Source organism: Stenotrophomonas sp. C9D9 (genome assembly GCF_056491205.1).
Map to the genome: position 1 here is coordinate 248,782 of NZ_JBSZIF010000004.1, position 12,711 is coordinate 261,492.

16 protein-coding genes are annotated in these 12,711 nt (G+C 67.7%); 9 read left to right on the plus strand and 7 right to left on the minus strand.

Annotation, left to right across the window (positions count from 1 at the left end):
* Positions 1 to 301: 301 nt before the first annotated feature.
* The 5 genes from ACXI0D_RS06515 to ACXI0D_RS06535 all read left to right on the plus strand — a co-directional run bounded on the left by ACXI0D_RS06515 (position 302) and on the right by ACXI0D_RS06535 (position 3,844).
* Entirely contained in the window at positions 302 to 946 is a 645-nt protein-coding gene (locus ACXI0D_RS06515; protein WP_101765096.1) for an HvfX family Cu-binding RiPP maturation protein, read from the plus strand.
* 100 nt (positions 947 to 1,046) lie between these two features.
* Entirely contained in the window at positions 1,047 to 1,523 is a 477-nt protein-coding gene (locus tag ACXI0D_RS06520; protein ID WP_049443792.1) for an HvfA family oxazolone/thioamide-modified RiPP metallophore, read from the plus strand.
* A 56-nt stretch (positions 1,524 to 1,579) separates the two neighbouring features.
* The gene (locus ACXI0D_RS06525; RefSeq protein ID WP_479642428.1) at positions 1,580 to 2,425 is read left to right on the plus strand and encodes an HvfB family MNIO-type RiPP peptide maturase; all 846 of its coding nucleotides are present in this window, start codon (positions 1,580 to 1,582) and stop codon (positions 2,423 to 2,425) included.
* The gene (locus tag ACXI0D_RS06530; protein WP_049443797.1) at positions 2,418 to 3,203 is read left to right on the plus strand and encodes an HvfC family RiPP maturation protein; all 786 of its coding nucleotides are present in this window, start codon (positions 2,418 to 2,420) and stop codon (positions 3,201 to 3,203) included. The genes ACXI0D_RS06525 and ACXI0D_RS06530 overlap by 8 nt, the downstream gene beginning before the upstream one ends.
* Before the next feature lie 2 nt (positions 3,204 to 3,205).
* Positions 3,206 to 3,844, plus strand: coding sequence for a ferric reductase-like transmembrane domain-containing protein (locus tag ACXI0D_RS06535; RefSeq protein ID WP_479642429.1), 639 nt, complete (start codon positions 3,206 to 3,208; stop codon positions 3,842 to 3,844).
* Between the two features lie 62 nt (positions 3,845 to 3,906).
* Here ACXI0D_RS06535 and ACXI0D_RS06540 read toward each other — a convergent pair whose 3' ends face one another.
* From ACXI0D_RS06540 to ACXI0D_RS06565, 6 genes are all read right to left on the minus strand, one after another.
* Positions 3,907 to 4,311: a hypothetical protein gene (locus ACXI0D_RS06540; protein ID WP_479642430.1), complete on the minus strand. Its 405-nt coding sequence runs from the start codon at positions 4,309 to 4,311 to the stop codon at positions 3,907 to 3,909.
* A 73-nt stretch (positions 4,312 to 4,384) separates the two neighbouring features.
* Positions 4,385 to 5,521, minus strand: coding sequence for a metallophosphoesterase (locus ACXI0D_RS06545; RefSeq protein ID WP_197622025.1), 1,137 nt, complete (start codon positions 5,519 to 5,521; stop codon positions 4,385 to 4,387).
* 134 nt (positions 5,522 to 5,655) lie between these two features.
* Positions 5,656 to 7,194 (minus strand): TerC family protein, encoded by a 1,539-nt coding sequence (locus ACXI0D_RS06550; RefSeq protein ID WP_101765091.1) that lies wholly within the window; start codon positions 7,192 to 7,194, stop codon positions 5,656 to 5,658.
* A 43-nt stretch (positions 7,195 to 7,237) separates the two neighbouring features.
* Positions 7,238 to 7,462 carry a helix-turn-helix domain-containing protein gene (locus ACXI0D_RS06555; protein ID WP_101765090.1) on the minus strand — a complete coding sequence of 75 codons (225 nt, stop codon included), beginning with the start codon at positions 7,460 to 7,462 and terminating at the stop codon, positions 7,238 to 7,240.
* A gap of 13 nt (positions 7,463 to 7,475) precedes the next feature.
* On the minus strand, positions 7,476 to 7,943 hold the full coding sequence (locus ACXI0D_RS06560; protein ID WP_014036329.1) for a DUF2975 domain-containing protein: 468 nt from the start codon (positions 7,941 to 7,943) through the stop codon (positions 7,476 to 7,478).
* 207 nt (positions 7,944 to 8,150) lie between these two features.
* A complete protein-coding gene (locus ACXI0D_RS06565; protein ID WP_049443807.1) occupies positions 8,151 to 8,732 on the minus strand; it encodes an NMCC_0638 family (lipo)protein in 582 nt (193 codons plus the stop codon).
* Positions 8,733 to 8,873: 141 nt separating this feature from the next.
* Here ACXI0D_RS06565 and ACXI0D_RS06570 point away from each other — a divergent pair, with 141 nt between their 5' ends.
* Positions 8,874 to 9,185: a metalloregulator ArsR/SmtB family transcription factor gene (locus ACXI0D_RS06570; protein ID WP_006423919.1), complete on the plus strand. Its 312-nt coding sequence runs from the start codon at positions 8,874 to 8,876 to the stop codon at positions 9,183 to 9,185.
* A gap of 24 nt (positions 9,186 to 9,209) precedes the next feature.
* On the plus strand, positions 9,210 to 10,604 hold the full coding sequence (locus ACXI0D_RS06575; protein WP_049443810.1) for a DUF2867 domain-containing protein: 1,395 nt from the start codon (positions 9,210 to 9,212) through the stop codon (positions 10,602 to 10,604).
* A gap of 36 nt (positions 10,605 to 10,640) precedes the next feature.
* Here ACXI0D_RS06575 and ACXI0D_RS06580 read toward each other — a convergent pair whose 3' ends face one another.
* Positions 10,641 to 11,564, minus strand: a complete 924-nt coding sequence (locus tag ACXI0D_RS06580) for an alpha/beta hydrolase (protein ID WP_032127632.1) — start codon at positions 11,562 to 11,564, stop codon at positions 10,641 to 10,643.
* Between the two features lie 173 nt (positions 11,565 to 11,737).
* Here ACXI0D_RS06580 and ACXI0D_RS06585 point away from each other — a divergent pair, with 173 nt between their 5' ends.
* Entirely contained in the window at positions 11,738 to 12,457 is a 720-nt protein-coding gene (locus tag ACXI0D_RS06585; RefSeq protein WP_479642431.1) for a LysR family transcriptional regulator, read from the plus strand.
* On the plus strand, positions 12,454 to 12,711 hold the full coding sequence (locus tag ACXI0D_RS06590; protein ID WP_479642432.1) for a LysR substrate-binding domain-containing protein: 258 nt from the start codon (positions 12,454 to 12,456) through the stop codon (positions 12,709 to 12,711). Before ACXI0D_RS06585 ends, ACXI0D_RS06590 begins: the two co-directional genes overlap by 4 nt.

Sequence of the window (12,711 nt, forward strand, 5' to 3'; positions counted from 1 at the left end):
CGGTGTATCGGCGCTGTTTCTCCGCGGCACGGAGTTGTACCGGACTGTAGGGCGCAGGCGGGTTTCTACAGTGGGATACATTCGGCCGCCGGGCCCGGCCGGGCGCTACCGGGTGGATATTGCTGCCCGCACGCGGGCGCGCAACGCCCCGATGTGCGTCAACGCATCGTCTTTGTATCTGACTGTACGAAACCTCGCCGCGGCCACAGTCGCTGACAAAACCCCGGGCAACGGCACACGTTGCCGATACCTGCGCCGCCTGAAATGGCCTCCATCGACCACTGGCCCGCAGGACACCACCATGATCAGCACCGCCTCTTCCGTGTATACCCCCCGCCTGGACGCCGTCGGCCGCTGGCTCTCGCCATTGGCGCTGCGCACCCTGCTGGCCTGGGAGTTCTTTGAATCCGGCCGCGAGAAGCTGGGCGGCCAGAACTGGTTCGCCGACCTGGAAGGCCGCTTCCCGTTCCCGTTCTCCACCCTGCCCGCGTCGTTGAACTGGCAGCTTGCCACCTGGCTGGAACTGGTGGGTGCGGTGATGCTGCTGCTCGGCCTGGCCACGCGCTCGGTGGCCTACGTCTTCTGGGTGTTGACCTTGGTCGCCATCGCCGCCGTGCACTGGCCCGACCAATGGAACGGCCTGGGCGAACTCTGGCAGGGCTATGCGATCACCGACCAGGGCTACGGCAACTTCAAGCTGCCGCTGCTGTTCCTGGCCATGCTGCTGCCACTGATCCTCAACGGCGGTGGCGCACTCAGCGTCGACCGTCTGCTGGCCGGCTCGCAGCACGCCCCCGTTGGCAATGACGGCTTGGGTTGGGGCGTCAGCCTGATCGCCCTGCTGCTGCCGGTTGCCTCGCTGCTGCCCGGCATCGGCTTCGGCGGCGCCCTGCTCGGCGGTGTGCTGCTGGTGGGTTACGTACTGCGCCGTCGCCGCAACGCCTGATCCGCTTCGCCCCTTCACCGCGCTTCTACCCTTCGTTTCCGTCGCTTTCAAGCGGCGTCCATCCCGCACGCCCCGCGTGCTTTCCCAAGGAGTCACCACCATGTCCGTCTCGACCAAGAACACCCCTTCCTCCCGCCTGCCGCGCATCGGTGCCATCGGCATCGCCCTGGCCGGTGGCCTGCTGCTGGCCGGCCAGGCCGCAGCGATCCAGCCACTGGCGATCAGTGCCGTGGCCATGAGCGCTGCCGCCGAAGGCAAGTGCGGTGAAGGCAAGTGCGGGGCCAACAAGACCGCCACCGGCAAGCCCGCCGGCAAGGCCAAGGTGGCCGAGGGCCAGTGTGGCGAAGGCAAGTGCGGCGACGCCTCGTTTGCCCGCACCGACCGCGACCACGATGGCCGGGTCTCGCGTGCCGAGTTCAACGCCGTGGCCGCCAAGCGTGCCGCCGAGTTCGACCGCATCGACACCGACCACGACGGCTACATCAGCGAGCAGGAAGCACACGACTACCTGCGCAGCGTCTACACCGCCAACGGCAAGCCGATGCCGAAGGGCCTGTTCTCCCGCGTCGCCGATTGATCGACGTTCAAGCGGCGCCGCCTCCGAGGCGGCGCCCTCTCCCTGGAGCATCCGTCATGACCCTGCCCCTGCCTTCCAATGCCGCCGGTCTTGGCCTGCGCCGTGGCCTGATCGACGAACTGCTGGCCATGCCGGCCGGTGCCATCGACTTCCTCGAAGTTTCGCCCGACAACTGGATCGGCGTCGGCGGTGCACACGGTGCAGCGCTGCGCAGGTTGAGCGAACGCCACCCCCTGACCTGCCATGGCCTGTCCCTGTCGCTGGGCGGTCCTGATCCACTGGACCGCACCCTGCTGGCCCAGACGCGCGCCTTCCTCGACCTGCACCAGGTGCAGCTGTACAGCGAACACCTGAGCTACTGCGCTGCCGGTGGCCACGTCTACGACCTGCTGCCGCTGCCGTTCACCGCCGAGGCCGTGCATCACGTCGCCGGCCGCATCGCCCAGGTGCAGGACATGCTGGGCCGACGCATCGCCGTGGAGAACATTTCCTACTACGCCGTTGCCGGTGCCGAAATGAGCGAGATCGATTTCATCAATGCCGTGCTCGCCGAGGCGGACTGCGACCTGCTGCTGGATGTCAACAACGTCTTCGTCAACGCCTGCAACAACGGCTACGACGCGTTCGAATTCCTGGCCCGCGTGCCGGCCCAGCGGGTCGCCTCGCTGCATGTGGCGGGCCACTTCGATGAAGACGATGGCTTCAAGATCGACACCCACGGTGCGCCGGTGAAAGGCGTGGTCTGGGCACTGTTGCGCGAGGCCTATGCGCGGGTGGGCGTGCGTCCCACCCTGCTCGAACGCGACTTCAACTTCCCGCCACTGGCCGAGTTGCTGGCCGAGGTCGCGCAGACCCGCCAGGCACAGGCCGAGGCACATTGGCCCGAGGTGGCCCATGGCTGAGTCGCTGGCCACCCTGCAACGGCGTTGGGCCGACCATGTGCGCGACCCATCAATGGCCGCGCCCGATGGCGTCGAGGCGCGCCGACTGGCGGTGTACCGCCGCCTGTGCATCGACAGCCTGGACACCTTGCTGGCTGGCACCCTGCCACGCCTGCAACACCAGTTGGGCACGCCGCGCTGGCGCGACACCGTGGAGCACTACTACGCCAGCCATACCTGCCGCACCCCGTTGTTCCCACAGATCGCTGGCGAATTCGCGGCCTGGCTGGCGATGCAGGACGCGCTGGCACTGCCGGCCTGGGCAGCGGAACTGGCGCACTACGAGAGCACGCAGCAGTCGCTGCACATTGAAGCGCGCGCCGCCGGGCGTTCGCTGCACCGCGTTCCGGTGGACAGTGATGTGCTGGCGGTCTCGCCGCTGGTGCGGGTGCTTGGCTACCAGTGGCCGGTCCATGTGGACGAGGTGCTGGAGCCGGTGCTGGATGCAGCTCCTGTGCTGCTGATGATGCGCCGCATGCCTGAATTCAGCCTGCAGGTCGAGGAACTGTCACCGCTGGCCTACGCGCTGCTTTCGGTCTTCGGTGACGACGGCGCGCCTGTGGATGAGGCACTGCAGGCGCTGTCCGAAACACATGACGTGGCACCGGACGCATTGCGTGCGGCCTGCATTCCCGTGCTGCGCGAACTCTGCACGGCCGGCGTTCTGGTTGCGTCGACCGATCCCGGGGAATGCCGGCCAGCGGCCGGCACTACCCCTTCTCCATTCTTCGAGGCCTGACCATGACTGTTTCCAACACGTCCTTCCTGAGCGGCTGGCGCCTGTTCGTAGCCATCGGCGTGGTCCTGATCGCGTTCGCGCTGGGCGCGTTCGCCCTGCATGCCGATGTGGCCGAGGGCAGCCGAGCTGCGATCCGGGTCACTGCACGCACATCGTTCCTGCTGTTCCTGGCGGCATTCACGGCATCCTCCTTCGCCACCCTGCTGCCCGGTCCGTTCACTCGTTTCCTCCTGCGCGAACGGCGCATCATCGGCCTGTCCTTCGCGTTCTCGCACCTGCTGCACGCAGTCGCCATCACCAGTTTCGGCATCCTCAACCCGGCGTTCTGGCCAGCACGATCCGCGCTGGCCAACCTCCCGGGCACGGTGGGCTACATCGCCATCCTGGCACTGGCCATCACCTCGCACCGGGGGCTCGCCCGGCGCATGGGACCCACCGCCTGGCGTCGCCTGCACGTCGCCGGCATGTGGATCATCGCGGCGGTGTTCACCTACTCGTACTTCAAGCGCGTGCCGGGCAACTTCTGGTATGCGGTGCCGTCGGCGCTGCTGTTCACCGCCTTCGTGGTGCGCTGGATTGCCAAGCGGGCGCAGGCGCTGCGCCGAAGTGCGCATGCGCGGCCGCCGCTGCGGGCGGCCTGACGGGCCCGGGTCAGATCCCTTTGCCAAAGGCAAAGGGATCTGACCTCATCATGCCGTCCCTATCAGCCGTCGCGCGTGGCGCGATAAGCCACGTAGGCATCGAGGATCTTCTGCAGCCGCGCGCGCTGTTTGATCCCCATGGGGACCCGTTGCACGCGCTTCAGCAGCGTCTTCCACATGTATCCGGATCGGAAGAAATACGGCCGCACTTCGAGAAAGGTCAGCGCGACATCCAGCGTATCTGGATCGTGTTCGGCCAGCCGTTTCAACGCGTTGGCATAGCCTCCCGGAAACGCCAGCCGCTCGTAGTGCTGGTGGAACTCGGCACAGGCCGCAGCGTGCCGTTCCCGCTCCTCCGGCCCACGCCAGCGCGCACTGGCACTCTCGTGGATGGCCTGCTGCAGCCGGTTGATCTCGTCAGCATTGGCACGGATCAGGCGCTCCATCGGGGCGCGGGGATGGGCCATGGTTCCTTCCATGTGGTTTGTCGGGTGCCAGATCCCTTTCCCCCAGGGGAAAGGGATCTGACCCCGCCTAAGGTCACGGCGCGCGGCGCAATGTTACCAAGGTGATCTCCGACGGCACGCCGATGCGCGCCGGGAAACCGGCCCAGAGGCCCGCACCGTTGCCCACGTACAGCGTCATCCCATCCACGTCGTAGCGCCCGGACACAAAACCGCCATTGGCTCGCTTCACCAGCTGGTCCATGCCGATGATCTGCCCGCCGTGGGTATGCCCGGACAGCTGCAGCTTCACCCCACGCGCCGCCGCCTCCCGTGCATTGCGCGGGCGATGATCGAGCAGGATCACCGGCGCGGACGGATCGGTACCGGCCAGTGCAGCATCCAGATCCGGCAGCGGCAGGCCGTAGCGTGCGGCCACCGGATCGGTGACACCGGCGATGGTCAGCGCCGCATCGCCGCGCCGCACCTGCATGTGGCTGTTCTCCAGCACCTGCATGTGCAGCGCGCGGAACGCCTGCATCCACGCCTGGTACTGCGCGTAGTACTCGTGGTTGCCGGTGATGGCGACGACGCCGTCCGGCGCCCGCAGGTCCGCGAGTGGACGCGCGTCGTCACGGCGGGCCTCGACACTGCCGTCGATCAGGTCGCCGGTGATCACGATCAGGTCCGGCGTCAGTGCGTTGCTCTCATCCACCACCTTACGCACCCAGTCGCCGGTGAGCAGGCGACTGGCATGGATGTCGGTCAGCTGCAGCACGCGATAGCCGTCGAACGCGGCCGGCAATCCGGCGATGCTCACCTCGATCTGCCGGGGCTTGGGCACCGCCATGCCCTGGCTGACACCATAGCCACTGACCAGCAGTGCCAGCACGCCGGCCACCGGTCGCAGACGGCGCGTGCGCATTGCGGCTACCGCGCGTGGCCAGCGCAACAGGCGCGACAGCAGCAGGCCGGCGTCCAGCACCAGCATCACCAGCGCCAGCAGCAACACCGCGGTGGAGCCGGTGGCCAGCGTGGCGATGGCCAGCTTGGGGATCTCGGGCGACGCCGTCGTACCCCAGAAGGTGGCGACGATGCGCAACTGCACGGCAACGGCCACCAGCAGCAGCGACAGCACGACCTTCAATGCGGCGGGCATGCGCAGCGGCCAGAACAGGCGCCAGGCCACATACAGGCCCATCAACAAACCGATCGTACTCAGCACTGCAACCATCCTGGAAAGAAAACGGGCCGGCCATGGTGACGGTTGCCGGCCGTGTTGTGTAGAGCCGGGCACGTGCCCGGCTGCTCAGGAAGCAGTCGAGCATGGCTCGACTCTACAGAACCCCAATCGCGCGGGGCTCGACTCTACAGATGGCCCAGGCGTTCCACCCGCAGGCGGGCAATGCGGCGCTTCTCCATCGCCAATACGGTGATGCGCACGCCGGCCACCTCCACCGCATCGCCAATGTCCGGCAGCCGACCCAGCTGCTCCAGCACCAGGCCGGAGATGGTCATGTAGTCGGCACTGCGCGGCAGCGATATGCCGGCCAGCCGCTGCAGGTCGTCCAGGGTCAGCGCACCGTCGGCCTCCCACTGCTCCTCACCCTGCGCGACCACGCCATAGCGCTCGTCCTGGGTATCGACCAGGTCGCCGGCAATCGCCGCCAGCAGGTCGTTGGCGGTCACCAGGCCTTCCACGCTGCCGTACTCGTCCACGGCCACCGCCAGCGGCACCGGATGCTGGCGGATCAGCTCCAGCGCCTGCAGCGCACTGGCACTGGACAGCACGTACTGCGGCTCACGCAGGTTGCCTTCCAGCTGTAGTGGCTTGCCCTGCAGCAGCTCGGCCAGCAGGTCGCGGCTCTGCACCACGCCACGCAGGCTGTCCAGGTCACCGTCGCCCACCAGCAGGCGGGTGTGCGGCGACGCCACCAGGCGGGCCACCACATCCTCCTGGCCCCGCGCCAGGTCGATCCACTGCACATCGGCACGCACGGTCATCACGCTCGACACCGGCCGATCGGCCAGGCCCAGCACGCTGCGGATCATCTCGTGCTCGGCCGGCTGCAGGCGTTCTTCGGCGTCCACCGGCTCGTCCACGCCTTCGTCGGCGTGGCCGTTGGCCGGGCGCGCGCCCAGCATGCGCAGCACGGCATCGGCGGTACGCTGGCGGAATGGCTGGCGGCGCTCGTTGCGCTCGCGATTGAAGCGCACCCACTGGTTGAACGCCTCGACCAGGATCGAGAAGGCGATCGCCGCGTACAGGTAGCCCTTCGGGATCTTGTAGCCCAGGCCTTCGGCCACCAGGCTGAATCCGATCATCAGCAGGAAGCCCAGGCACAGCACCACCACCGTGGGATGCTTGTTGACGAAGCGGGTCAGCGGCTTGCTGGCCACCAGCATCAGCGCCATCGCGATGGTCACCGCGGCGTACATCACGCCCAGGTTGTCGACCATGCCGACCGCGGTGATCACCGAGTCAAGCGAGAACACCGCGTCGAGCACCACGATCTGTGCCACCACCATCGCGAAGCTGGCATAGACCTTCTTGCCATCCTCGTGATGCTCGCGGCCTTCCAGCCGTTCGTGCAGCTCCATGGTGCCCTTGAACAGCAGGAACAGGCCGCCGCCCAGCAGGATCAGGTCACGCCCGGAGAAGCTGTGGCCGAACAAGGTGACCAGCGGCTCGGTCAGTTTCATGATCCAGGCCAGCGCCGCCAGCAGCACCAGCCGCATCAGCAGCGCCAGCGCCAGGCCGATCACCCGAGCGCGGTCGCGCTGGTGCGGCGGCAGCTTGTCGGCAAGGATCGCGATGAACACCAGGTTGTCGATGCCGAGAACGATCTCCAGCACGACCAGGGTTGCAAGGCCCATCCATATCGAGGGGTCAGCCAACCATTCCATTTCAGGTCCGTTTCGTCAGTAGGTAAGGGAAAAGAGCAATCATTCAGTCTGCGTCCTGCAGCTGCGCCGGGTCATGCCCGAGCAGGTCGCCGGGCGTGCACTGCAGCTCGCGGCAGATCGCATCCAGCGTGGAAAAGCGGATGGCGCGCGCCTTGCCGGTCTTCAGGATCGACAGGTTCGCCAGGGTGATGTCGATGCGCCCGGCCAGCTCGGACAGGGTCATGCCCCGTTCCTGCAGCATGCGGTCGAGGGTGATGACGATCGCCATCAGCGCGTGCCCATCAGATCAGACCATCCAGGTCATCGCGCATCGCTGCGCCCACGGCGAACACGCGTGCCAGCACGAACAGCATCAGCACTGCCACCAGCCCGGTGATCGACATGCCGCCGCCGACCTCCATCCAGGTGAAGTCCGGGCCCATCCAGGCCGCATAGGCGCCGATCAGGATCGACAGCAGCTCCATCGCCAGCATCAGCCATGCCATGCGTTGCAGGCGCTGCGCATTGGCATGGGTGAACGGCCGCTCGCGCGCCGCCGACTTCAGCAGCCGCAGCAGATGGCGCAGGAACAGCAGGCACAGCACCAGCAGCGCGACGATCGCGCCCAGGCCCAGGCAGAAGTGCAGGAACAGGTCGTTGCCGTGCGCGGCGGCGGCATCGGCGTCGTGGACGCTGTCGAGCAGCCAGCGGCGGTCGTGAGCGACCAGTGGCACGGCCAGCAGTGCGGCCAGGATGCCCAGCCAGCACATCGCCCGGACGGCCTGTACGGCGGCCTGGGCCAGGGTGAACAAGCCTCGCGCGGGTCTGGCGCGGGCGGGACGAGCGGTCAAGCGGCCTCCGGCATTGGGGTGGCCTCGCCGCCCCGGGTGGATTTATCGATAAACGATATACCACATCCTGCGTGAAAGGCTGAATCGCGGGCATGGGTCACCGGCTGGGCTCCGGGCCCACAGGCGTTACCGGGTGGGTGCCGCAGGTTCCAGCATCGCTTCACCCGGCGTCACCGAAGCCATCGCCTGTACGCCGGCCTCGGCCGCCTGCCGCGTGACCAGCCGGAAGCGCGCCTGCAGCCTGGCCTGGCCGGGCGTGGCCCAGCCGTACTGGATCGCCACCTGGTCGGCCGACAACGGCCCACGGCCCGGCAGCGAGCGCGCCTGCAACGGCTTCGGCGCCGCCTGCACCAGCCGTGCGAAGCCCTTCTGCACCACCGCTGCATCGGCCTTCTCCGCATACACCGTGCAGGTTCCATCGTCGGCCCAGCTGACCGCATAGCGGCCGCTGGCCAACGGCACCATCCAGGCCACGCCTGCCTGCCCCTGCAGCAACGTTGCCGCCTCGGCCGGCTGCAGCGGTGCCAGCCCGTTGGTTTCCATCAACGACTGCAGGCGCGCCGGCGCACCGATGTGCTGCATGCAGGCGGTATCGAACAGCTCGCTGAAGGGATCCTGCGCCGGGGCCTTGGCCTTGGGAGTACGCGCGGGTTGCGCCACCGCCAGGGTGGGCAGCAGGGCCAGGATCAGCCAGAAGGCAGGGCGCATTGGAACTCCACGGTACGGAAAACAGCAGGGAGGATGGCAAAGCCCGGGCGCGGCGCGCAACGGGCGGCGCAACGGGCCATGGCTTGACAGCTGGCGCGGGGCGGAGGAGTATCAATTAACGAATTAGTTAATTAGCTAGCCATGGACCGTATCTTCGAAGCCCTCGCCTCCACCGCCCGCCGGCAGATCCTGGCCTATCTCAGCGCCGGCGAGCTCAGCGCGGGAGAGCTGGCCGGGCGCTTCGATTTCAGCAAGCCGGCGCTGTCCAGCCACCTGCGCATCCTTGAGGAAGCCGGCCTGATCGAACGCGAGAAGCGCGGCCAGTTCGTGTACTTCCGGCAGGTGCCCGACCGCCTGGCCAACACGTTGTTTTCCTGGGCGGCCGAAGTCTGTCCGGTCGGCGGCCCGCTGAAGCGCGAAGCACGCGCCCGCCGCAAGTCCCCTGCCCGCTGAACCACCCCGCCAAGGAGCATGACCATGCCTGGTTCGACCCGCGACCGCCGTTCGTTTCCAGGGGTGCAGCTTCCAGCGCTGGAGGGCGGCAGCCCCACCGAAGTCACCTTGATCGCGCAGCTCGGCATCGGTGCCGGTGATGCGCTGGTGACCGACGCCAGCCAGCGCCAGCGCCACCACCCGGCCTTCATCGATGCACTGGACGAGCCTTCCGCGCGCCTTGGCGGCATGCACCTGCAGCAGGGCGACGCCTCCTCGCTGTACAGCTTCACCGTCGGCGCCGGCGGCCATCCCTTCCATCGGCATGCCGGGCCGCGCATGTTCACCGCCATCGCCGGCAGCGCCGGCGCCGAACTGCGCTTTGCCACCGCGTCCGACGCGCAGCTGGCGCGCGATCCCGCTGCCTTCGCACGCACGCTGCGGCGCATCCGCATTCCACCAGACTGCCTGTTCACCGTGCGCTTCGGCGGCGGCACCTGGCACCAGTTCGCATCGAACCATCGCGCACATCCTGCGCTGTTCGCGTTGTCCTGCCACAGCAATGAGCTGGCCGGGGCGATGGATGAGCAGGCCCGTGCACAGGTTCAACGCAATGCCGCCGATATCCCCAGCCTGACCGAGGTATTGCCGGAAGCGCACTGGCCTTCGGCCGCAAGCCTCGCCGCCTCCCCCCTGCTGCAGTTGTCGCTGCAGGCCGCACCTCCCAGCCTGTGCGCCCACCTGTGCGCGCATACCCGCGCTCTGTTGGGCCCGCTGCGGAGGATTTCATTGCGGCGCTTGCGCGGCTTCGTCGAACGCGCCACGCCGGCCTATCCCGTCCACTCGCAGGCCGCCGCCAGCGATGGGCTGCTGCCCGCTGCACTGCCACACAGCCACTACCAGGACCAGACCACCCTGCGCCTGGACAGCACGCAGGTCACCCATCACGCCGCGTCGGCGCTGCTGGCCGATGTGCTGGAAGGCTTCCTGCGCAATCCACCTGCCGGCGTGGGCCACCTGATGGCGCTGCGCAACCGCCTGGTGGCGCCGTTGCGGTTGCGCACGTCGCCACTCGGCTGCCCGGTATCGTCGCTGCTGTCGACCGACCGCAGCCGCTTGTTCGCCGGCCGCTACCCGGTGCTGGACGCGCACATCGATGACGGGGACACCTGCGCCGAAGTGCTGCTCGGCGCCGATGATCGCCACCTGCGCTTCCGCAGCAGCGTGCGCGTGCAACGCTGTGCCGATGGCCACATCGAGATCAGCCTCGGCACACGCGTGCAGACCCGCAATGCGTTCGGCCGCCTGTACATGGCGCTGATCGATGCCGCGCACCGGCACTACGTCGCGCCGGCACTGCTGCGCCGCGCGGTCGAACATGCGCTGGCGCCGGAACTGGGCGATCTCGATGACTGGGCGGAATACTCCGCGTACAGATGATGCCGGCCCGTGGCCGGCACCACCTGCCAGGTCAGCTCACAGGTGCTGCTTGAAGAAGGGAACGACCGCTGACAGGGCCTCGCGCACCGGCTCCGGCTTGTCGTACAGGTCGTAATGCGACCAGCCTTCCACCACCTTCAACTGCTTGTGCTTCGACGCCGCACGACCATGGATCTCCAGGCCATCGCGGTAGGCGCCAAAGCCACCCGGCTTGTCACCGATCACCACCAGCAACGGTTGGGTCAGCAGGACTTCAGCCAGGTGGAAGGCATCCCAGCCCACCGCTGCACCGCGATGCGAGAACAACGCACTGACCACGCCGTTGGGCTGCGGCTCGCGCGTGCGGTAATAGTCCGTGGCCTCCAGCACGTCGATATCGGTGATGCCGGCGGCGCGCCCCTGTTCCACCGAAGGCGGCAGGAACAGGTCCACTCGGGCCTCGCCGCCGCGCATCTCGGCGGTGCGCTGGGCAGCGATGGCCTCCAGCGTGCCGATCGGATCGAAACCGCCAAAGCCCTCACGACTGAGCCGGCCGAAGTTGACACCGGTGATGCTGGTGACCGCCTTGATGCGTCGCTCGGTCATGGTGGCGTTGATCGCGTAGCCACCACCGCCACAGATGCCCAGTACGCCGATGCGTTCGGCGTCCACGTACGGCAGGGTGACCAGATGGTCGACCACGCGGCGTACATCCTCCACGCGCTGGGTCGGGTCTTCGACCCGCCGGGGCTCGCCGCCGCTGGCGCCCTGGAAGCTGGCGTCATAGGCGATCACCACGTAGCCCTCGCGAGCCAGGGCCTCACCGTAGATGTTGCCGGCGGTCTGCTCCTTGCAGCTGCCGATCGGATGCATGCTGATGATCGCGGGATAGACCCGGTTGCGGTCGAAGTCCGGCGGGAAATGCAGGTCGGCGGCGATCGGCCAGGCCATGTCCGGATTCTGGATGTTGATGGTTTCCATGCTGCGGCTCCTCGGTAGCGGCGGGAGGCGACGGATGTCGCCGTTGCAAGCACGATAGACCCGGGATTGGGACCGAGAAAGCGGCCAATCACAACCATAGTAGTAAGCTGCAATTACCAAAGAGCGACAGCCTGTGCCGCCATCTTCTCCCGCCCTCCTGCCGACCGAGCCCCATGAGCGCCCCCAGCCCGATCAACCCGGCCCTGCTGCCCCAGCTGGCCTGGTTTGCCCACATCGCCCACCACCGCAGCTTCACCAAGGCGGCCGTTGAGATGGGGGTCTCGCGCCCGGCGTTGTCGCAGAGCCTGAAGACCCTGGAGAGACAGCTGGGGGTACGCCTGCTGCACCGGACCACCCGCGACATGTCGCTCACCGAGGAAGGCCAGCGCCTGTTCGACGCACTGCGGCCATCGCTGAGCACCATCGAAACCGCAGTACGCGACCTGCGCGCCAGCCATGACGCTCCGTCCGGCCTGCTGCGCATCAACACCGCGCGCCTGACTGCCAGGACGCTGATCGAACCGCATCTACCGGAGTTCTTCGCGCGCTACCCCGAGCTGCGCATCGAGCTGGTGATGGACGACGGCCTGTCCAGCATCGTTGCCGACGGCTGTGACGCCGGCATCCGCCTTGGCGAGCGGTTGGCCGAAGGCATGATCGCCGTGCCGGTCACGCCGATGCTGGAAATGGTGGTGGTCGCCTCGCCGGCCTACCTGGCCCGCCATGGCACGCCCACCACGCCCGCCGAACTGGCCGCACACGGTGCCTGGGCTACCGGCAGACCGGCAGCGGCGGGGTCTATGCCTGGGAATTCAGCACGCCGGGCCAGCCCGGTCATGACTTTGAAGTGGAACCGCGCGGACGCTATGTCACCAACGACGATGAGGGCATGATCCGCGCCGCGCTGCAGGGATTGGGCGTGATGCAGCATATCGATCTGTCATTGCAACCGATGCTGGCCGATGGGCGCCTGGTCCGCCTGATGCCGGCGTGGTCGGCACCGTTCCCCGGCTTCTACCTATACGTGCCTTCGCGCGAGCAGATGCCACCGCGCGTGCGCGCCCTGATGGAATTCCTGATCGAGAAGCGCGAAGGCGTCGCCAAGGCGCTCGGCCGCACGGTACAGGCCCCGGCCACGGGCAGCTAG